This window comes from Micromonospora sp. NPDC051925, from assembly GCF_044548625.1.
Lineage (GTDB): Bacteria > Actinomycetota > Actinomycetes > Mycobacteriales > Micromonosporaceae > Micromonospora.
In genome coordinates, this window is sequence record NZ_JBIUCH010000002.1 from 209,884 (window position 1) to 230,979 (window position 21,096).

12 protein-coding genes are annotated in these 21,096 nt (G+C 72.7%); all 12 read left to right on the top strand.

Going from position 1 to position 21,096, the window contains the following annotated elements:
• Positions 1-33: 33 nt before the first annotated feature.
• Entirely contained in the window at positions 34-10,488 is a 10,455-nt protein-coding gene (locus ACIG87_RS03685; protein ID WP_396847842.1) for an SDR family NAD(P)-dependent oxidoreductase, read from the top strand.
• 68 nt (positions 10,489-10,556) lie between these two features.
• Positions 10,557-11,279, top strand: coding sequence for an arylamine N-acetyltransferase (locus ACIG87_RS03690; RefSeq protein ID WP_396848178.1), 723 nt, complete (start codon positions 10,557-10,559; stop codon positions 11,277-11,279).
• A gap of 33 nt (positions 11,280-11,312) precedes the next feature.
• Positions 11,313-11,477 (top strand): hypothetical protein, encoded by a 165-nt coding sequence (locus tag ACIG87_RS03695; RefSeq protein ID WP_396847844.1) that lies wholly within the window; start codon positions 11,313-11,315, stop codon positions 11,475-11,477.
• Complete coding sequence (locus tag ACIG87_RS03700; protein ID WP_396847846.1) at positions 11,474-12,535, top strand: 3-dehydroquinate synthase family protein; 1,062 nt, start codon at positions 11,474-11,476, stop codon at positions 12,533-12,535. Before ACIG87_RS03695 ends, ACIG87_RS03700 begins: the two co-directional genes overlap by 4 nt.
• The gene (locus tag ACIG87_RS03705) at positions 12,532-13,800 is read left to right on the top strand and encodes a 3-deoxy-7-phosphoheptulonate synthase (RefSeq protein ID WP_396847848.1); all 1,269 of its coding nucleotides are present in this window, start codon (positions 12,532-12,534) and stop codon (positions 13,798-13,800) included. Before ACIG87_RS03700 ends, ACIG87_RS03705 begins: the two co-directional genes overlap by 4 nt.
• Complete coding sequence (locus tag ACIG87_RS03710) at positions 13,800-14,672, top strand: shikimate dehydrogenase family protein (RefSeq protein ID WP_396847850.1); 873 nt, start codon at positions 13,800-13,802, stop codon at positions 14,670-14,672. Before ACIG87_RS03705 ends, ACIG87_RS03710 begins: the two co-directional genes overlap by 1 nt.
• A 71-nt stretch (positions 14,673-14,743) precedes the next feature.
• Positions 14,744-15,910 (top strand): 3-amino-5-hydroxybenzoate synthase, encoded by a 1,167-nt coding sequence (gene rifK / locus ACIG87_RS03715; RefSeq protein ID WP_396847852.1) that lies wholly within the window; start codon positions 14,744-14,746, stop codon positions 15,908-15,910.
• Positions 15,907-16,983, top strand: a complete 1,077-nt coding sequence (locus ACIG87_RS03720) for a Gfo/Idh/MocA family protein (protein ID WP_396847853.1) — start codon at positions 15,907-15,909, stop codon at positions 16,981-16,983. The genes rifK and ACIG87_RS03720 overlap by 4 nt, the downstream gene beginning before the upstream one ends.
• An 11-nt stretch (positions 16,984-16,994) precedes the next feature.
• Positions 16,995-17,693 carry an HAD-IA family hydrolase gene (locus tag ACIG87_RS03725; RefSeq protein ID WP_396847855.1) on the top strand — a complete coding sequence of 233 codons (699 nt, stop codon included), beginning with the start codon at positions 16,995-16,997 and terminating at the stop codon, positions 17,691-17,693.
• A 3-nt stretch (positions 17,694-17,696) separates the two neighbouring features.
• On the top strand, positions 17,697-18,683 hold the full coding sequence (locus tag ACIG87_RS03730) for an ROK family protein (RefSeq protein ID WP_396847857.1): 987 nt from the start codon (positions 17,697-17,699) through the stop codon (positions 18,681-18,683).
• A gap of 189 nt (positions 18,684-18,872) precedes the next feature.
• On the top strand, positions 18,873-19,760 hold the full coding sequence (locus ACIG87_RS03735; protein WP_396847859.1) for an NAD(P)H-binding protein: 888 nt from the start codon (positions 18,873-18,875) through the stop codon (positions 19,758-19,760).
• An 88-nt stretch (positions 19,761-19,848) separates the two neighbouring features.
• Positions 19,849-21,054 carry a cytochrome P450 gene (locus ACIG87_RS03740; RefSeq protein WP_396847860.1) on the top strand — a complete coding sequence of 402 codons (1,206 nt, stop codon included), beginning with the start codon at positions 19,849-19,851 and terminating at the stop codon, positions 21,052-21,054.
• Positions 21,055-21,096 lie beyond the last annotated feature (42 nt).

The following is a 21,096-nucleotide window of genomic DNA, read 5'->3' on the forward strand; positions in this document are numbered from 1 at the left end:
ACCCCATCGACACCTTCGTGAGGACAGACGAGAATGGCCACGGACGAGAAACTCCTCCAGTACCTCAAGCGCGTCACGGCCGAGCTGCACACCCTGCGGCAGCAGGGTTCGGGGCACGCCGACGAGCCGCTGGCCGTCGTGGGCATGGCGTGCCGGTTCCCGGGTGGCGTGTGCTCGCCGGAGGACCTGTGGCGGCTGGTGGCCGACGGGGTGGACGCCCTCTCCGAGTTCCCCGAGGACCGGGGCTGGAACCTGGACGGCCTGTTCGACCCGGACCCGGACCGCCCCGGCACCTCGTACACCAGCCAGGGCGGCTTCCTCACGGGCGCCGGGCAGTTCGACGCCGGCTTCTTCGGGATCTCGCCGCGGGAGGCGCTGGTGATGGACCCGCAGCAGCGGCTGCTGCTGGAGACGTCGTGGGAGGCGTTGGAGGACGCCGGGGTCGATCCGACGTCGGTGCAGGGCACGGACGTCGGGGTGTTCTCCGGGGTGTTCACCCAGGGCTACGGGGCCGGCTCGATCACGCCGGAGCTGGAGGGCTTCGCCGGCACGGGGTCGGCGTCGAGCGTGGCGTCCGGCCGGGTGTCGTACACCTTCGGGTTCGAGGGACCGGCGGTCACCATCGACACGGCCTGTTCGTCGTCGCTGGTGGCGATCCACCTGGCCGCGCAGGCGTTGCGGCTGGGGGAGTGCTCGATGGCGCTGGCCGGCGGCGCGACGGTGATGCCGACACCCGGCACGTTCGTGGCGTTCTCCCGGCAGCGGGTGCTCGCCGCCGACGGGCGGAGCAAGGCGTTCGCCGCCGCCGCGGACGGCACCGGCTGGTCCGAGGGGGTCGGCGTCGTGGTGCTGGAGCGCCTGTCGGTGGCCCGGGAGCGCGGGCACCGGATCCTGGCCGTGCTGCGGGGCAGCGCGGTGAACCAGGACGGGGCCTCGAACGGTCTGACCGCCCCGAACGGACCCTCGCAGCAGCGGGTGATCCGCAAGGCGCTGGCCGGGGCCGGGCTGACGCCGTCGGATGTGGACGTCGTGGAGGCCCACGGGACGGGCACCGCCCTGGGGGATCCGATCGAGGCGCAGGCGCTCATCGCGACCTACGGTCAGGGCCGCAAGCCGGGCCGTCCGCTGTGGCTGGGGTCGGTCAAGTCCAACATCGGCCACACCCAGGCGGCGGCCGGCGTGGCCGGCGTGATCAAGATGGTGCAGGCGTTGCGGCACGGTGTGCTGCCGCCCACCCTGCACGTGGACGAGCCCACGCCGCAGGTCGACTGGTCTGCCGGCGCGGTCGAACTGCTGACCCGGTCCCGCGAGTGGCCGCGCCACGGCCAGCCGCGCCGGGCCGGCGTCTCCGCCTTCGGGATCAGCGGGACGAACGCGCACGTGATCCTCGAAGAGGCCCCCGCCCCCGCCGACGCGACGGTCGCCACGGACCCGCCCACCGGGCTGGTGCCGCTGGTGGTGTCGGCGGGCAGCGCCGCCTCGCTGGTGGCGCAGGCGGGTCGGCTGGCCTCCTTCCTCGACGGCACCGAACTGCCGTTGGCGCGGGTGGCCGGGGCGCTGCTGTCCGAACGGGCGGTGCTGGGTGAACGCGCCGTGCTGGTGGTGGACACGACCGAGAGGGCGCTGGCCGGGCTGCACGCGCTGGCGAGCGGCGAGACCGCGCCCGAGGTGGTGACCGGTTCGGGTACGCCCGGCAAGCTCGTGTTGGTGTTCCCGGGGCAGGGCTCGCAGCGGGCCGGCATGGGGCGCGAGCTGTACGACAGGTATCCGGTGTTCGCCCAGGCGCTGGACGATGCCTGCGCACACCTGGACTCGTGGCTGGCCGGGTGGATCGATCACCCGGTGCGTGACGTCGTGCTGGACCGGGTGCCGCGCAGCGGTGACCTGCTGAACCAGACGGTGTTCACCCAGGCCGGCCTGTTCGCGGTGGAGAGCGCGCTGTACCGGCTCGTGGAGTCGTGGGGCATACGACCGGACGCGGTGATCGGGCATTCGATCGGCGAGATCACGGCCGCGTACTCGGCCGGGGTGCTGTCGCTGGCCGACGCGGCCCGGGTGGTCGCGGCGCGCGGCCGGCTCATGCAGATGCTGCCGCCGGACGGGGCGATGGTCGCGGTGGCCGCGAGCGAGGCGGAGGTCGCCGAGTTCCTCGGCGGGGGCGTGGCGCTGGCCGCGGTCAACGGCCCGTCCTCGGTGGTGCTATCCGGCGACCACGACGCCACCCTCGCGGCGGCGGACCGGCTGCGGGAACGGGGCCACAAGGCGAAGCAACTCGTGGTCTCGCACGCGTTCCACTCACCCCAGATGGAGCCGATGCTCGCCGAGTTCGCCGCGGAGCTCGCCGACGTGGCATGGCACGCGCCGGCGATCCCGGTGGTGTCGAACGTGACCGGCCGGCTGGCGGAGCCGGGCGACCTCGCCGACCCGGGGTACTGGTGCGAGCACGTACGCCGGCCGGTGCGGTTCGCCGACGGGATCGCGGCGGCGGTGCAGCACGGCGCGGCCCTGTTCGTGGAACTCGGACCGGGCGCGGCGCTGGCCGCGATGGTGGCGGAGACAGCCACGGCGGTGGACGCCGAGGTCAGCTGCGTCCCGGCCCTGCGCGACGGCCGCCCCGAGGAACAGACGCTGCTGACCGCGATGGCCGAGTTGTTCGTCCGTGGTGTCCCCGTGGACTGGGCCACCATGCTGCCACCGGTGACGGGGCACGTCGACCTCCCGACGTATGCCTTCGACCGGCAGAACTACTGGCTCCCGCCCGGTGCGTCGGCGGCGGACGCCGCGTCGCTGGGACAGTCCGTGGTCGACCACCCGCTGTTGGGTGCGGCGGTACGCCTGCCGCAGTCGGACGGGCTGGTGCTCACCTCGCTGCTGTCGCTGCGGTCGCACCCGTGGCTGGCCGACCACGCGATCGGTGGCCGGGTGCTGGTGGCGGGGACCGGCCTGGTCGAACTCGCGGTCCGCGCGGGTGACGAGGTCGGGTGCGGGGTGCTCGACGAGCTCGTGATCGAGGCGCCGATGGTCGTCCCGGAGCGCGGCGGGTTGCGGGTGCTGGTGGCCGTGGGCGGTCCGGGGGAGGGCGGGGCGCGCGCGGTGGACGTGTACTCGCTGCGCGACGACGACGCGGACGGGTGGACCCGCCATGCCACCGGCACCGTGTCGGACGGGCCGGCGGCGCGGGGTTCCGGGTTCGACTTCGCCGCCTGGCCGCCGCCGGGCGCGCGTCCGGTCGAGACGGCGGGTCTCTACACCGACCTGGCCGAGCGTGGCTACGCGTACGGCCCGTCGTTCCAGGGTCTGCGGACGGTGTGGCAGCGGGGCGAGGAGGTGTTCGCCGAGGTCGCGCTGCCGGAGGAGACCCGCACCCAGACGGGCGGGTTCGGCATCCACCCCGGGCTGCTGGACTCGGCCCTGCACGCCGGCATGCTCGGCACCGCGGCGGCGGAGGAATCCGGCCCCCCGGTGCTGCCGTTCGCCTGGAACGGGATGGTGCTGCACGCTGCCGGCGCGTCGGCGCTGCGGGTGCGGATCGTGTCCGCCGGGCCCGGCGCGATCTCGGTGGAAGCGGCGGACGAGACCGGTGGTCTCGTGGTGTCGGTGGATTCGCTGGTGTCCCGGCCGGTCTCCGTCGACCAGTGGGACGCCGCCGGATCCCGCGACTCGTTGTTCCGGGTGCAGTGGACCGTGCTGCCCGGGGTCTCCGGGGAGTCCGTGCCGTCCTGGGCGCCGGTGGCGACCGCCGACGACGTGGCGGCCCTGGCCGAGGATGCGCCCGAGGTGGCGGTGTTCGAGGTGGTCGGCGCGGACGATGCGCTGGCCGTGACCTCGCGGGTGCTGGGCGTCCTGCAGGTGTGGCTGGACGCCGGGCCGCAGGAGTCGCGGCTGGTGGTGGTGACCCGGCGGGCGGTGCCCGCCGGTGACGGCGTGGTGGCTGATGCCGCCGCGGCGGCGGTGTGGGGCCTGGTGCGGTCCGCGCAGGCCGAGAACCCGGACCGGATCGTCCTGCTGGATCTCGATCTCGACGGCCCGGTCGAACAGGCGCTGGGACCGGTGCTGGTGTCGGGAGAACCGCAGGTCGCGGTTCGTGGCGTCGGGCTGTCGGCGCCTCGGCTCGTCCGCGTCACCGACCAGGCGGACGCCGCCCCCACCGTGTTCGGCCCGCCGGGGCGGGTCCTGGTCACCGGCGGCACCGGGTCGTTGGGCGCGCTGGTCGCGCGGCATCTCGTGTCCCGGCACGGAGTGCGGCAGCTGGTCCTCGTCAGTAGGCGTGGCCGGGCTGCCGAGGGTGCGGACGAGCTGGTCGCCGAGCTGACCGAGCAGGGCGCGGTGGTCTCGGTCGTCGCCTGCGACGTGTCGGACCGGGACCAGGTGGCGGCTCTGCTGGCCGAGCACCGGCCGACGGGCGTGGTGCACACCGCGGGGGTGCTGGACGACGGGGTGATCGGGGCGTTGACTCCGGACCGGCTGGCCACCGTGTTCGCGCCGAAGGTGGACGCGGTCCGGCACCTGGACGAGCTCTCCCGGGACCTGGACCTCGACGCGTTCGTGGTGTTCTCGTCCGCGTCGGGTGTGTTCGGCTCCGCCGGGCAGGGCAACTACGCGGCGGCGAACGCCTTCCTGGACGCGGCGGTCGCCCGACGTCGCGCGGCCGGTCTGCCGGCGGTGTCGCTGGCCTGGGGCCTGTGGGAGCAGACCGACGGGATGACCGCCCACCTGGGCGGCGCCGACCAGGCACGGGCGAGCCGGGGCGGTGTCCTGGCGATAACGCCCGCCGAGGGCATGGACCTGTTCGACGCCGCCGTGGGGTCCGATCAGGCGCTGCTGGTGCCGGTCAAGCTGGACCTCCGGGCCACCCGCTCGACCGTGCCGCACCTGCTGCGCGGCCTGGTCCGGCCGACCCGGCAGCAGGCACGCGCGGCGTCGGCCGGGGACCAGGGGCTGGCCCGGAGGCTGGCCGGTCTCGACCCGGCCGGGCAGGAGGCGCTGCTCCTGCACCTGGTGCGCGGTCAGGTCGCGCTCGTGCTCGGGCATGCCGGCGCGGACGCCGTACGGCCGGACACGGCGTTCAAGGACGCCGGATTCGACTCGCTGACCTCCGTCGAGCTGCGTAACCGGCTGCGTGAGGCGACCGGGCTGAAGTTGCCGGCGACCCTGGTCTTCGACTATCCGAATCCGGTCGTCCTCGCCCGCTACCTGCGTGACGTGCTGGGCGACAGGGTGGCCGACGCGCCGAAGACGGTCGTCGCGGCGGCGGATCCCGAGGAGCCGATCGCGATCGTGGGCATGGCCTGCCGGTTGCCCGGCGGCGTGCGCAACCCGGACGACCTGTGGCGCCTGGTGTGCGAAGGCCGCGAGGGCGTGTCGCCCTTCCCCGAGGACCGTGGCTGGGATCTGGCGGACCTGTTCGACCCGGATCCCGACAACCGGGGCACCTCCACCACCAACCAGGGCGGCTTCCTGCAGGACGCCGGCCTGTTCGACGCCGGGTTCTTCGGGATCTCGCCGCGTGAGGCGCTGGCCATGGACCCGCAGCAGCGGTTGCTGCTGGAAGTCTCGTGGGAGGCCCTGGAGGGCGTCGGCGTCGACCCGAACTCGTGGAAGGGCAGCGACGTCGGCGTCTTCACCGGGGTCTCCGCCCAGGGCTACGGGATGGGTGTGCCCGCGCCCGAGCTGGAGGGCTTCGCGAGCACTGCCGGGGCTTCGAGCGTGGCATCCGGCCGGGTGTCGTACGTGTTCGGCTTCGAGGGGCCGGCGGTCACCATCGACACGGCGTGTTCGTCCTCCCTGGTGGCGATGCATCTCGGCGCGCAGGCGCTGCGGCAGGGCGAGTGTTCGATGGCGTTGGCCGGCGGGGCGACCGTGATGGCGACGCCGGGCACCTTCGTGGCGTTCTCCCGGCAACGTGGCCTGGCCGGGGACGGGCGGTGCAAGTCGTACGCGGACGGCGCGGACGGCACCAGCTGGGCCGAGGGCGTCGGCGTGGTGGTCCTGGAGCGGTTGTCGGTGGCGCGGGAGCGCGGTCACCGGGTGCTGGCGGTGCTGCGGGGCAGCGCGGTGAACCAGGACGGCGCGTCCAACGGGCTGACCGCGCCGAACGGCCCGTCGCAGCAGCGGGTGATCCGCCGCGCCCTGGCGAGCGCCGGTCTCGACCCGGCTGACGTGGACGTCGTGGAGGGGCACGGGACCGGGACGGCGCTGGGGGATCCCATCGAGGTGCAGGCCCTGCTGACCACGTACGGGCAGGACCGGGAGCCCGGCAGGCCGTTGTGGTTGGGGTCGATCAAGTCGAACATCGGCCATGCGCAGTCGGCAGCGGGCGTCGCCGGTGTGATCAAGATGGTGCAGGCGCTGCGTCATGACGTGATCCCCCCGACCCTGCACGTGGACGCCCCCACGACCCAGGTGGACTGGTCCGGGGGCGCGGTGGAGCTGCTGACGCAGGCGCGGGAGTGGCCGCGCGACGGTCACCCCCGTCGGGCGGGCGTCTCGTCGTTCGGGATCAGCGGGACGAACGCGCATCTGATCATCGAGGAGGCGCCGTTCGAGGAGGTGCCGTCCGTGGCCGTCCGGCCGCCGGACGGTGTGGTGCCGTTGGTGGTGTCGGCACGCAGTGCCGGCGCGCTGACCGGGCAGGCCCGGCGGTTGGCCTCCGCCGTCGAGGACGCCGGCGAGGCGTCGTTGCCGGGTGTGGCGCGGGCCCTGGTGTCCGGGCGGGCGGTGTTCGGGGAGCGGGCCGTCGTGGTGGCGGGCTCCGGTGCGGAGGCGCTGGCCGGGCTGCGGGCGCTGGCCCGAGGTGAGAGCGCGCCCGACGTGGTGGTCGGCAGGGCGGCTGCCTCGGGTGCTCCCGGGAAGCTGGTCTGGGTCTTCCCGGGCCAGGGCGCGCAATGGGTGGGCATGGGACGGGAGTTGCTGGACTCGTCCCCGGTGTTCGCCGAGCGGATCGCCGAGTGTGCCTCGGCCCTGCGGCAGTGGGTCGACTGGTCCCTGTTGGAGGTGCTGCGGGGGGAGTCCGATCCCGAGCTGATGGAGCGGGTGGATGTGCTGCAGCCCGCGAGCTTCGCGGTGATGGTGGGGCTGGCGGCGGTGTGGTCCTCGGTCGGGGTGCTTCCCGACGCGGTCCTGGGCCATTCCCAGGGGGAGATCGCCGCGGCGTGCGTGGCGGGTGCGTTGTCGTTGGAGGACGCGGCGCGGGTGGTGGCGTTGCGCAGCCGGGCCATCGCCACGGAGCTCTCCGGGCGCGGTGGCATGGCCTCGGTCTCCCTGGGCGGGGACGACCTGGTGGCGCGGCTCGCACCGTGGGCTGGACGGGTCGAGCTGGCCGCGGTCAACGGGCCCGGCTCGGTGGTGATCGCCGGAGACGCCGAGGCGTTGGACGAGGCGTTGGACGCGTTGTCCGCCGACGGTGTCCGGGTGCGGCGGATCGCGGTGGACTATGCCTCGCACACCCGACACGTGGAACGCATTCGCGGCACCCTCGCCGAGGCGCTGGCGGGGATCAGCGCCCAGGCGCCGGTGGTGCCGTTCCTCTCGACCGTGACCGGTGAGTGGATCTCCGACGCCGGGGTCGTCGATGGCGGCTACTGGTTCCGGAACCTGCGCCACCAGGTGGGCTTCGGCACCGCCCTGGCAGACCTGATCGGCCAGGGGCACCGGGTGTTCGTCGAGGTCAGCGCACACCCGGTGCTGGTCCAGCCGATCACCGAGAGCACCGACGACGTCGATGCCGTGGTCGTCGGGTCGATGCGGCGTGGCGAGGGCGGGCTGCGCCGGCTGCTCACCTCCATGGCGGAGCTGTACGTCCGCGGTGTCGCGGTGGACTGGAGTGGTGTCCTGCCCACCCCGACCGGACACGTCGATCTTCCGACGTACGCCTTCGACCACCAGCACTACTGGCTGCACGCGGCCGAGCCCGCCACCGACGCCGCCTCGTTGGGGTTGGCCGGTGCCGACCACCCGATGCTCGGCGCGGTCGTGCGGTTGCCGCAGTCCGACGGTCTGGTGTTCACCGCCCGCCTCTCGCTGCGCTCCCACCCCTGGCTGGCCGACCATGCCGTCAGGGACGTCGTCATCGTTCCCGGCGCCGGGCTGGTCGAGTTGGCCGTGCGCGCCGGGGACGAGGCCGGCTGCTCGGTGCTCGACGAGCTCGTGATCGAGGCGCCGCTGGTGGTGCCCCGGCACGGCGGGGTCCGCGTGCAGGTCGCGGTCGGCGGACCGGGCGGGAACGGCGCACGTACCGTCGACGTGTTCTCCCAACGTGAGGACGCCACCGGAGAGGACGGCGCGGACAGTTGGACGCGGCACGCCACCGGCGTGCTCACGGTGGCGGCGCAGCGGGGGCGTCGCGACGCGGGGTTCGACTTCACCGCCTGGCCGCCCCCCGGCGCGCAGCCGCTGGACATCAGCGGCGGCTACCGTCGCCTCGCCCAGGTGGGCTACGGGTACGGGACGACCTTCCAGGCCGTCCGGGCGGTGTGGCGGCGTGCCGGGGAGGTCTTCGCCGAGGTCGCGCTCGCCGAGGAGCACCGCACGGAGGCCGGCAGGTTCGGCATCCATCCCGCGTTGCTGGACGCGGCCCTGCACTCGACCCTCCTCGGCGTCGCGTCCGCCGGTGCTGAGTCGGGCGAGCAGGAACTGTCGCTGCCGTTCGCGTGGAACGGGCTGCGACTGCACGCGGCCGGTGCCGCGGTGTTGCGAGTGCGGGTCACGAGCCCCGGACCGGACGCGATGGCGCTCGAAGCCGCCGACGAGGCCGGTGGCCTGGTGGTGACGATGGAGTCGCTGGTGGGCCGGCCGGTGTCCGACGAGCAGTTGGCGGCTGCGGCGGCGGGCACCGCGCTCGCCGATGCGATGTTCCGGCTGGAGTGGATCGGGCTGGTCCCGGCTCAGGGCGAGCCCGCACCGTCCTGGCTGCCCGTCGCGGACGCGGAACAGGTGGCGACCCTGGCCGACGACGTGTTGTCGGCAACGGTGGAGGCCCCGGCGGCGGCGGTCCTGGAGGCCGTCGGCGACGCCGACGTGCTGGGGTTGACCACCCAGGTGTTGGACGTGGTCCAGTGCTGGCTGGACGGGGGCGGGTTCGAGGAGTCGCGGTTGGTGGTCGCCACCCGCGGCGCGGTGCCCGCCGGTGACGGCGTGGTGACCGATCCCGCGGGGGCGGCGGTGTGGGGCCTGGTGCGTGCCGCCCAGGCGGAGAACCCCGACCGGATCGTCCTGGTCGACCTCGACCCGGCTACCCCGGACACCGTGGAATCCGTGTTGGGCGCGGTGTTGGCTTCCGGTGAGCCGCAGGTCGCCGTGCGCGGCGCGGCGCTGTCGGTGCCGCGGCTCACCCGGGCCGCAGGCCCGGCGTCGGACGCCGGGGAGGTGTTCAGCCCGGACGGGACGGTGCTGGTCACCGGTGGCACCGGAGCGTTGGGCGCCCTCGTGGCCCGGCATCTGGTCGCCCGGCACGGTGTGCGGCGTCTGGTGCTGGTCAGCAGGCGTGGCCCGGCTGCCGAGGGCGCGACGGCTCTGGTCGCCGAGCTCACCGGGCAGGGTGCCGAGGTGGCGGTGGTGGCCTGCGACGTGTCCGACCGGGATCAGGTGGCGGCCCTGCTGGCCGGGCACCGTCCGACCGCCGTCGTGCACACCGCCGGTGTCGCGGATGCCGGGGTGATCTCGACGGTGACCCCGGACCGGTTGGCGGAGGTGTTCGCGCCGAAGGTGGATGCGGTGCGGCACCTGGACGAGTTGACGCGTGGGCTGTCGCTGGACGCGTTCGTGGTGTATTCGTCGGTGTCTGCGGTGTTCATGGGTGCGGGTAGTGGTAGTTATGCGGCGGCGAATGCGTTCCTGGACGGGTTGATGGCGCGGCGTCGGTCGCTGGGGTTGCCGGGGTTGTCGTTGGCGTGGGGGCTGTGGGAGCAGTCCACCGGCATGGCGGCCGGCACCGACGACCTCGCCAGGTCCCGGATGACCCGGCGGGGCGGGCTCCTGGCGCTGACGCCCGCGGAGGGCATGGAGCTCTTCGACGCCGCCGTCGGTTCCGGCCAGGCGCTGTTGGTGCCCGCCAAGCTGGACCTCCGCGGAGTACGCGCGGACGCGGCGGCCGGCGGCGCGGTGCCACACATGCTGCGTGGCCTGGTCCGGGCGGGCCGGCAGCAGGCGCGCGTCTCGGCCGGCGACGAGGCCGGGCAGCTCTCCGAGCGGCTGGCCGGACTGCCGGCTGCCGAGCAGAACAGGGTCCTGCTCGACCTGGTGCGGGCTGAGGTGGCCGCGGTCCTGGGCTACCGCGCGGCCCACCACGTCGAGGCGGACCAGGGACTGTTCGAGATCGGCTTCGACTCGCTCACCGCCATCGAGCTCCGCAACCGGCTGCGGGACATCACCGACCGGAAGATCGCCGCCAATCTCGTCTTCGCCCATCCGACGCCGGAGAGGATCGCCGCCCACCTGTACGAGCTGATGTCCGGCGACCGGGCCGGCGTCCCGGTGGCGATCTCCGTCTGAAAGAGGGTGACGACGTGTTCGACGTGGACGGCTACCTGCGGCGGATCGGCTGTGGTGGAGAGACCGGGGTGAGTCTCGATACGTTGCGGATGCTGCAGAAGAGGCACCTGATGGCGATTCCGTACAGCAGTCTCGCCTACGACCTCGCCGACGGGGTGACCGTCGTCGACCTCGACGACGACGAGGTGTTCGCGCGGAGCATCGTCGACGGGCGGGGCGGCGCGTGCTATCACCTGAACCGCCTGTTCTACCGGCTCCTCAGCGAGTTGGGATACCAGGTCACCCTGCTGGCGGGCAGCACCGCCGAAGGCCGGGCCGCGTTCGGCAGCGACGTCGAGCACATGTTCGCCCGGGTTGCCCTGGACGGTGACGAGTGGCTGGTGGACGTCGGCTACCCGGGACCGACCTACGTCATGCCGCTGCGGGTCTGCGACACGGTGCAGGCCCAGTACGGCAGCCAGTTCCGGCTGGTCGACCAGGCGTCGGGGATCGCGCTGCAACGCCGGGGAGTGGCCACCCGCTGGGGCACCATCTACACCTTCACGATGCAGTCCCGGCAGTGGAGCGACTGGAAGGACATGGAGAACAACTTCCGGGAGATCCTGTCCGACCCGGGTCGGGACGACACCCAGGAGATCCTGTGCGGCCGGGCCGTGGAGAACGGTCAGGTGTTCCTGCGACAGCGCCGGTACCTGACCGTCCGGAACGGCCGTGAACAGGTGCGCACGATCACCGACGACGACGAGCACCGGATGCTGCTGTCCCGCATCCTCTCCGGCCACCTCGACTGAGGCTGAGCCCGGTCGTTACCAGAAAGGGAGACGATGGAGATTTCGGATCGTCCGCTCGCCCGGTTCGTCGCCTTCTTCCGGGACTGCTTCAAGGAGTACGCCCGGTTCGTGTGGGCGTTCTACGGCGGTGCGGCGGAGGCGAAGGTCGCCCGGCCCGCGCACCGGAGCTCACCGCCGGCCTGGGAGAAGGCGCCATGAGAAGAACAGTTCCGGTGCGACTCGGAGATCGTTCCTACGAGGTGACCGTCGGCCCGGGAGTCCGTGGATCGCTTGCCGAGGTGGTGGGCCGACTGGGCGCCAGACGGGCCGTCGTCGTGTCGGCCCGGCCACCGGAATGGGTTCCGGACCCGGGTGTGGAGACGTTGCTGCTGCCCGCCCGGGACGGCGAGCAGGGCAAGACCCTCGCCACGGTGGAGGCGTTGTGCGGTGAGTTCGTGCGGTTCGGGCTCACCAGGTCCGACGTCGTCGTCTCGTGCGGGGGCGGGACGACCACCGACGTCGTCGGACTGGCGGCCGCGCTCTACCACCGGGGTGTGGACGTGATCCACCTGCCCACGTCGCTGCTCGCCCAGGTGGACGCCAGCGTCGGCGGGAAGACGGCGGTGAACCTGCCCGACGGCAAGAACCTGGTCGGCGCGTTCTGGCAACCCCGTGCGGTGCTGTGCGACACGGACTACCTGTCGACCCTGCCGCCGCGGGAGATGCGCAGCGGCTTCGGTGAGATCGCCCGTTGTCACTTCATCGGTGCCGGTGACCTGCGCGGGCTGTCACTCACGGAGCAGATCGCCGCGAGCGTGACCCTCAAGGCGGGCATCGTGGAGGTGGACGAGCGGGACGCCGGCAAACGGCATCTGCTCAACTACGGCCACACCCTGGGCCACGCCCTCGAGTTGGCGACCGGCTTCGCGCTCCGCCACGGTGAGGCGGTCGCCATCGGCACGGTGTTCGCGGGTCGGCTGGCCCGCGTGCTGCGCCGGATCGACCAGTCCAGACTGGACGAACACCTCGCGGTCGTCCGGCACTACGCCCTGCCCACCGCCCTGCCCGCCGAGGTCGATCCCGGTCTCCTCGTCCGCCAGATGCATCGGGACAAGAAGGCGACCGACGGGCTCGGCTTCGTTCTGGACGGGCCGGTGGGCGCGGAGCTGGTCAGCGATGTGCCGGTGGACGCGGTCCTGCGTGCCCTCGACGGGATGCCGCGGGCACCCCTGGCCGCGCTCGTCGGGGCCGCCGCGTCCGATGCGGTCCCGGCATGAGACGGTTCCCGCGCCGGCCGACCGACGCCGGCGACCCGGCGCACGACGCCTGCGCGGCGGATCGGCTGCTGACCCGACGGCTGGACGAGGCGCTGGCCCGTCCCGCCGCGCAGCAGCCGTGCTGGCCGGACCCGGGTCGGGTGGGCGCCGTCGTCGAGCAGTTGCAGCAGGCCGAGCCGATCGTCGCGCCGGAGGAGACGGCACGGCTGGCGGACCGGCTCGCGTCGGTCGCCCGCGGTGAGGCGTTCCTGCTCCAGGGCGGCGACTGCGCCGAGACCTTCGCCGACAACACCGAGTCGCACCTGCGGGCCAACCTGCGGGTGCTGTCGCAGATGTCCGCCGTGCTGACCCAGGCCACCGGCCTGCCGGTGGTCAACATCGCGCGCATGGCCGGGCAGTACGCCAAGCCCCGGTCCAACGCCGTGGACGCGTCGGGTCTTCCGGTGTACCGCGGTGACATCGTCAATTCCGCGGAGCCCACCCCCGCCGCCAGAACGCCCGACCCGCACCGCATGCTGCGTGCCCACGCGCACGCGGCGGAGGCGATGGACGTGGTCCGTCGGGTCGGCGCGGGCGGGGTCTACGTGAGCCACGAGATGCTCCTGCTCGACTACGAGCGCGCCGGGCTCTGGGCGGACGCCTGCGGCCCCGCGACCCGGCTGACGAGTGGGCTCGCGCACTTCCTGTGGATCGGTGAGCGCACCCGTCAGCTCGACGGCGCGCACATCGCGTTCGCGGAGTTGATGTCGAACCCGATCGGCCTCAAGATCGGTCCAGGGGTGACCCCGGAGCTGGCCGTCGAGTACGTGGAACGCCTCGACCCGGACGCCACACCGGGCCGGCTGACGCTGGTGAGTCGGATGGGCCACGGTCGCGTCCGTGAGGTGCTGCCGCCGATCGTGGAGAAGGTCAACGCCTCCGGACACCAGGTGGTCTGGCAGTGCGACCCGATGCACGGCAACACCCGGGTGTCGGGGAACGGTTTCAAGACCCGGCACTTCGACCAGGTGGTCGACGAGCTTGCCGGCTTCTTCGAGGTGCACCGGGCACTCGGCACCCACCCTGGCGGCATCCATGTCGAGGTGACCGGCGAGGACGTGACGGAGTGCGTCGGCGGTGCCTCGGGAATCACCGAGCACGAACTGCCCACCCGCTATCGGACCGCCTGCGACCCGCGGCTCAACGCCGAGCAGTCGGTCGAGCTCGCCCTCGCCGTCGCCACGATGCTGGCCGGCCGGCGCGCGGACGTCCAGGAAGGGCCCTGATGACCGGAGCCCCGTCCATCAGCGGCACCACCCGCCTGTACGTCGTCCTGGGCCATCCCGTCGCCCAGGTCCGGTCGCCCGCGCTGATGAACCCGCTGTTCGCCCGGCTCGGCATCGACGCGGTGCTGGTCCCGGTGCACGCGAGGCCGGAACACCTCGAACGGATCGTCGACGGGTTGCGGTGCGTCGGCAACGTCGACGGCATCTTCGTCACGGTGCCGCACAAGGCGGCCGTCGTGGCGCTCGCCGACCGGTGCAGCCCGATGGTGGAGATCGCCGGGAGCGCCAACGCGTTGCGGCGGGACGCCGACGGCAGTTGGTACGCGGAGAACTTCGACGGTCTGGGCTTCGTGGCCGGTCTCGTGGCTGCCGGCCACGAACCGAAGGGCCGGCGGGTGGCGCTCGTCGGTGCGGGCGGTGCGGGCAGTGCCATCGCGGCGGCGCTGCTGTCGGCGGGCGTCGACCGGTTGTCGGTGTGCGACCCGGACACCGCCAGACTGGCCGGGCTCCGGTCCCGCCTGGACGCGCACTGGCCTGGCCGGACGGTCACCTCGGCCGAACCGGACCTGGACGGTGCCGACCTCGTCGTGAACGCCACCCCGCTCGGGCTCGACCCCGACGATCCCCTGCCGTTCCGGCCGGACCTCCTGCCCCCGGGCGGTGTGGTGGCCGACATCATAATGCACCCTCGGGAAACGCGGCTGTTGCGAGAAGCCGCGGCACTCGGGCATGACGTCCATTACGGAATCCACATGCTCGACGGGCAACTCGACTCGTACCGCGCCTTTTTCCGGTTGACCGACGTGCCGCCGACTACCAGACCGAGGGATGTTGGCCACCGAGCACGTCCATACCATGACACGAGAGGCTGAAATCGCAATTTCGCCGTCACACGGCCATTCACGCTTTTCTCTACTGAATCGACCACGAGAATCGGAGAGACATGGACGCGCGACAGGCACCAGAATTCCCCGCGTGGCCTCAGTACGACGATACCGAGCGGGACGGCCTGATCCGCGCGCTCGAACAGGGCCAGTGGTGGCGCATGGGCGGAGACGAGGTGAACTCGTTCGAGCGTGAGTTCGCCGACCACCACGGCGCCGAGCACGCGCTGGCGGTCACGAACGGCACCCACGCGCTGGAGCTTGCCCTGCAGGTCATGGGCGTCGGGCCGGGCACCGAGGTCATCGTGCCGGCCTTCACCTTCATCTCCTCCTCCCAGGCGGCCCAGCGGCTCGGTGCGGTCACCGTCCCGGTCGACGTCGACCCGGACACCTACAACATCGACCCGGGGGCGGTCGCCGCCGCCGTCACGCCACGCACCAGGGTGATCATGCCGGTGCACATGGCCGGTCTCATGGCGGACATGGACACGCTGGGGAAGATCTCCGCGGAGAACGGTGTGCCGTTGCTGCAGGACGCCGCGCACGCGCACGGCGCGCAGTGGCAGGGCAGGCGCGTCGGTGAGCTCGGCAGCATCGCCACCTTCAGCTTCCAGAACGGCAAGCTGATGACCGCGGGCGAGGGCGGCGTCGTGGTGTTTCCCGAGGGTGAGACCGAGAAGTACGAGACGGCGTTCCTGCGGCACAGCTGTGGCCGGCCCCGGGACGACCGCCGGTACCTGCACCGGATCTCCGGATCCAACATGCGGCTCAACGAGTTCTCCGCGTCGGTGCTGCGGGCGCAGCTGCGTCGCCTCGACGCGCAGATCGCGGTGCGGGACGAGCGTTGGACGTTGCTGTCGCAGCTGCTCGGGGCGATCGACGGCGTGGTGCCGCAGGGCGGTGACGTGCGCGCCGACCGCAACTCGCACTACATGGCGATGTTCCGCGTTCCCGGGATCAGCGAGGAGAACCGCAACGCCCTGGTCGACCGGCTCGTGGCGGCGGGCCTGCCCGCGTTCGCGGGGTTCCGCGCGATCTACCGCACGGAGGCCTTCTGGGAGTTCGGCGCACCCGACGAGAGCCTGGACGCCATCGCGGAGCGCTGCCCCCACACCGATGCCATCAGCCAGGACTGCGTCTGGCTGCACCACCGGGTCCTGCTCGCCGGGGAACAGGAGATGCACGTGACGGCCGAGATCGTCGCCGACGCCGTGGCCACCGTATGAGCGTCCGGGTCGCGGTGGTCGGGCTCGGCTGGGCAGGGCGGGAGCTGTGGCTGCCGCTGTTGCGTGAGCATGCCGACTTCGAGGTGGTCGCGGTCGTCGACGCCGATCCGGCGTCGCGCGCGGCGGTCCGGGAGTCGACGGGGATCGCCGCGCACGCCACGGTGGACGCGTTCACCGCGCGGGAGGTCGACCTGGCCGTCGTCGCGGTGCCCAACCATCTGCATGTCGAGGTGGCGGGCGCGCTGCTCGCCACCGGGATCTCCGTCTTCGTCGAGAAGCCGGTCTGCCTGACCTCGGCCGAGGTCGACGTCCTCGCGATGGCCGAACGCAGGGGCGGGATGCTGCTGGCGGGCAGCGCCGCCCGGTACCGGGGCGATGTCGAGGCGTTGCGGCGGGTCCTCCGGGATCTGGGCGACATCCGGCACGTCGACCTCGGCTGGGTACGGTCCCGGGGCGTGCCGCGGGCGGGCGGCTGGTTCACCCAACGCGACAAGGCCGGCGGGGGAGCGCTGTTCGACCTCGGCTGGCACCTGGTCGACACGCTGGCGTTCCTGCTCGGCCCGGCCAACTTCACGCAGGTGATCGGCGTGACGTCGGACGACTTCGTCAACGTCGGCACCTGGCGGGCGGCGTGGCGGCAGGACCAGCCCGCCACCGACGCCGCCGACGTGGAGGACACCGCACGCGGCTTCCTGGTGCGCGACGACGGTGTTTCGGTCTCCCTGCGGGCCTGCTGGGCGTCACACGAGGCGCGGGACGTGTCGTCGATCCACGTCGAGGGCAGCGCCGGAGCGGCGGCTCTGAGGTGCACCTTCGGCTTCAGCCCCAACCGTGAGCCCGAGTCCGTGCTGACGGTGACCCGCGAGGGCGTCACGAACCGGCTCGCGGTGCCGACCGAGCGGATCGGGATCGAGTACACCCGGCAGCTGGACTGCCTCGCCGCGATGCTGGCCGACACCGGCACCCGTGGCCGCGCCCTCGCCGAGGCCCGGCCCATCGTACGGATGATCGAGAACTTCTACGCGTCGGCGGGATCGGCGCGTGCCCGGCGGACGGTGCCCGCGTACCAGTGAAGAGGTGCTCCATGGCATTCCCGATCGTCGACCGGCCAGCCGCCGCGACCGACACCTCCACACCGGTCCGGCACGCGGTCATCTTCGATCTCGACGGGGTCGTCGTCGACAGCTTCGCGGTGATGAGCGAAGCCTTCGCCGTCGCGTACGCCGAAGTCGTCGGCGACGGGCCGGCGCCCTTCGCGGAGTACCGCCGGCACCTGGGTCGCTACTTTCCGGACATCATGCGGATCATGGATCTGCCGCTGGCGATGGAGGAGCCGTTCGTCCGCGAGAGCTACCGACTCGCCGACCAGGTGCAGGTCTTCGACGGCATCCTCGAACTGCTGCTGACCCTGCGGGTCCGTGGCCTGCGGCTGGCCATCGCCACCGGCAAGAGCGGGCCCCGGGCCCGCTCCCTGCTCGACCGGCTCGGCCTGCTCCCGTTCTTCGCCCACGTGATCGGCTCCGACGAGGTCGCCCGCCCCAAGCCGGCCCCCGACATCGTGCGGCGTGCCCTCGACCTGTTGGACGTGCCGCCCGAGCGGGCCATCATGATCGGGGACGCGCCGACCGACCTGGCCAGCGCCCAGGGCGCCGGCGTCGCCTCGGCGGCCGCGCTGTGGGCGCCGCCGGAGGACGTCGGCGAGTTGCTCGCCGGTGGTCCCGACGTGGTGCTGCACCGCCCGGCCGACCTGCTGGCCCTCTGCCCGGCCGTCCCCGCCGGCTGACGCGTGGAGGCGGCTCACTACCTCGGTGTCGACGTCGGCGGAACGAAGGTCGCCGTCCGGGTCGAAACCGACGCCGGTCACGTCTGGGAGACCACCTTCCGCTGGGGGCACCGGCACAGCGTGGCCCGGGATCTCGCCCAGCTCACCGGGGAGGTGGCGAGACTGGGGGCGAGGCTCGGCTCGCCGCCGCGTGCGGTGGGGGTCGCGATGCCCGCGACGGTCGGCCCGACGGGCCGGATCACCTCGTGGCCCAGCCGACCGGAGTGGACCGACCTGGACCTGGACGCGGCACTGCGGGCGCTGTTCCCCGGGACGACCGTCGCCTGGGCCGACGACGGCGACCTCGGCGCGCTCGCCGAGGCCCGGGTGTCGGGCTGCGACGACCTGCTCTACGTCGGGGTGGGGACCGGGGTCGGCGGTGGTCTGGTCCTGGGCGGGGCCCCGTGCCCGGGGCCCGGCCGTGGCTCGTTCGAGATCGGGCACGTCATCGTCGAGACGGGCGGGGCGCGATGTGTCTGCGGCCGGCGCGGGTGCCTTCAGGCGGTCGCGTCCGGACCGGCCACCCTGCGCCGCGCGGGTCGACTGCGCGGAGCGGACGTCACCTTCGACGAACTGGGCCCGGCGCTGCGCGACGGACAGTTCTGGGCGGTCGCCGCCGTCGACCGGACGTGCCGCGCCCTGGCCGCTGCCGTGACCAGCGTGCAGGAGCTGGTCCACCCGCAACGTGCGCTGATCGGAGGGGGCTTCGCGGCCGGTATCCCCGAGATCATCGACCGGCTGGTCGCTCGGCTGGCCGAGCTGGCGCGTACCGGACAGGATCCCCTGCCGGTGGAGCCGGCCAGGCTGGGCGGCCTGTCGTCGTTGCACGGCGCGGTGTCGCTCGCCCGCCTCGTCGCGCCGCACCCGGCGCGGCCCGCGTGGCCGCGGCCGTCACCTCCGCCCGGCGTCCCCGCCGCGTCGACCGACGGTCCTCCCGACAGTGGTCGATGACTGCCGACCCGCTCGCACCGTGTGGCTGGACAACGGCGGGTGCCCGCCGCGGTCGGTCGCCCCTGGTCGGGGGCGCACTGCGGTCCGCACAGCTATCAAGGCGAGGTATGCCCCGCCGGGTACGGCTGTCCTAGCCTACGAATGCTCGAGCGGATCACCGACGGGGCGAAGCAGACGGGGTGGGGAATCATGACGATCCTGGTGACCGGCGCGACCGGCAATGTCGGTCGCCATGTCGTGGACCTGTTGGTGCGGGCGGGAGCCGACGTGCGGGCGACCTCCCGCAATCCGGAGTCGCTCGACCTGCCGGCGGAGGTCGATGTCCGCAGGGCCGATCTCACCGACCCGAAGACGTTCGAGCAGGCGCTTCAGGGCGTCGAGAAGATCTTCCTGTACAACCAGCCGGCCGGCATCGACGGGGTCATGGCAGCCGCGAAGGCCGCCGGTGTCGAACACGCCGTGCTCCTGTCCTCGCTGGCCGCCGCCGGCCGCGATCCGGACCACTGGATCGCGCGGTGGCACCGGGCGGTGGAGGAGTCGATCGAGCGCTCCGGCCTGTCGTGGACGTTCGTCCGACCGGGTCCGTTCGCGGTGAACTCGCTGCTGTGGGCACCGTCCATCAGGGAAGGTCGGCCGGTCCGACTGCACTACGCGCACTCCTACCTGTCGTCCATCCACGAGCGGGACATCGCCGAGGTGAGCACCTGCGCCCTGCTGCAGGACGGCCACGCCGGGGCGAGGTACCACCTCACCGGTGGCGACAGCATCACCCAGGCCGAGCAGGTCGCCCTCATCGGTAAGGCGATCGGCCGTGAGCTGGCGTTCGAGGATGTCACCGGCGATGACGCACGCGCCGAACTGCGCGCCCGGTTCGGGCCCCGGCTGCAGGAGCTGATCCAGGAGGGGGTGATCGGCCCGACGGACCCGCCGGGGATCATCGAGACCAGGATCCGCTACTACCTGGAGGCCCTCGATGGGCCCGCCGAGGTCGACGGCACGGTCGAGAAGATCCTCGGCAAGCCGGCGCGGACCTTCGCCGAGTGGGCGGTCGACCACCGGGCGGACTTCACGAACTAGGGCCCGGAACCTGGCGCGAGCCGCCACGAGTTTCCGCACCGCATGGCCACCCGCACGTCACCGTACTGGTTGCTCGAAGGGTTCGCGTATGACTGACACCGTGGTGTTCCCACAGGACCGCACCTGTCCCTACCAGCCTGCGCCGGGCTACCCGCCGTTGGCCGAGCAGCGACCACTCGCCCAGGTCGCCCTCTACGACGGCCGGCGCGTCTGGGCGGTCACCAGTCGCGACCTGACCCGCCGGCTCCTAGCCGACCGTCGCATCTCCAGCGACCGCACCAACCCCGAGTGGCCCATGATGTTCCCGAGCATCGCCGCAGCCGTCAGCGATGCCCAACAGAAGGTCATGAAGATCGTCACCGCGTTGGTGGGCGTCGACGGCCCGGTGCACCAGGCGCGGCGCAAGATGCTGATCCCCAACTTCACGATCAGACGCATCAACGCCCTGCGTCCGATGATCCAGGAAATCGTCGACCAGCAGTTGGCCCGCATGATCGACAACGGCGCACCGGCGGATCTGATTCCGGCGTTCGCGGCGCCCGTGCCGGTGACGGTGCTGTACCGACTGATGGGCATCCCGGACGCCGACCACCGGTCCTTCGAGCGGCTGTCGCACCAGCTCGCTGCCGGCCCGAACGCCAACGAGGCGTACGACGAGCTGATGGCCTACATGAGCGGGCTGATCGCGGAGAAGCGGCGGAACCCCGGTGACGGGGTCCTCGACGACCTCCTCACGAAGCCCGGCGCCACCGGCGACGTGGAGCACGAGGAGTTGGTCTCGACGCTGGTCCTCCAGGTGGCCGGCGGCCACGGCACCACCGGGACCATGATCTCGCTCGGCCTGTTCACCCTGCTCCAACACCCCGAGCAGCTTGCCGAACTGCGCGCCGACCTGTCGCTGATGCCCACCGCGGTGGACGAGCTGCTGCGGTTCGTGTCCATCCCCGACGGTGTGACCCGGCTGGCCACGGACGACATCGAGGTCGAGGGAACCACCATCCGCAAGGGCGACGGCGTGTTCTTCATAACCTCCGTCATCAACCGCGACGCGGACGTCCACGACGCGCCGAACTCCCTGGGTCTGCGCAGCAGCTCCGCCCGGGACCACGTCACGTTCGGGTTCGGTGCCCACCAGTGCCTCGGCCAGAGCCTCGCGCGCGTCACGATGGAGATCGCCCTCGGCACCCTGCTCCAGCGCCTGCCCGACCTGCGTCTCGCCGTTGCGGCGGCGGAGGTTCCGTTCAATCCGACCGCGGGCTTCGAGGTGATCACCGAACTTCCGGTCACCTGGTGAGGGCTGGCCGGCGCCATCAGGGTCGGGTGAGCCGGGCAGCTG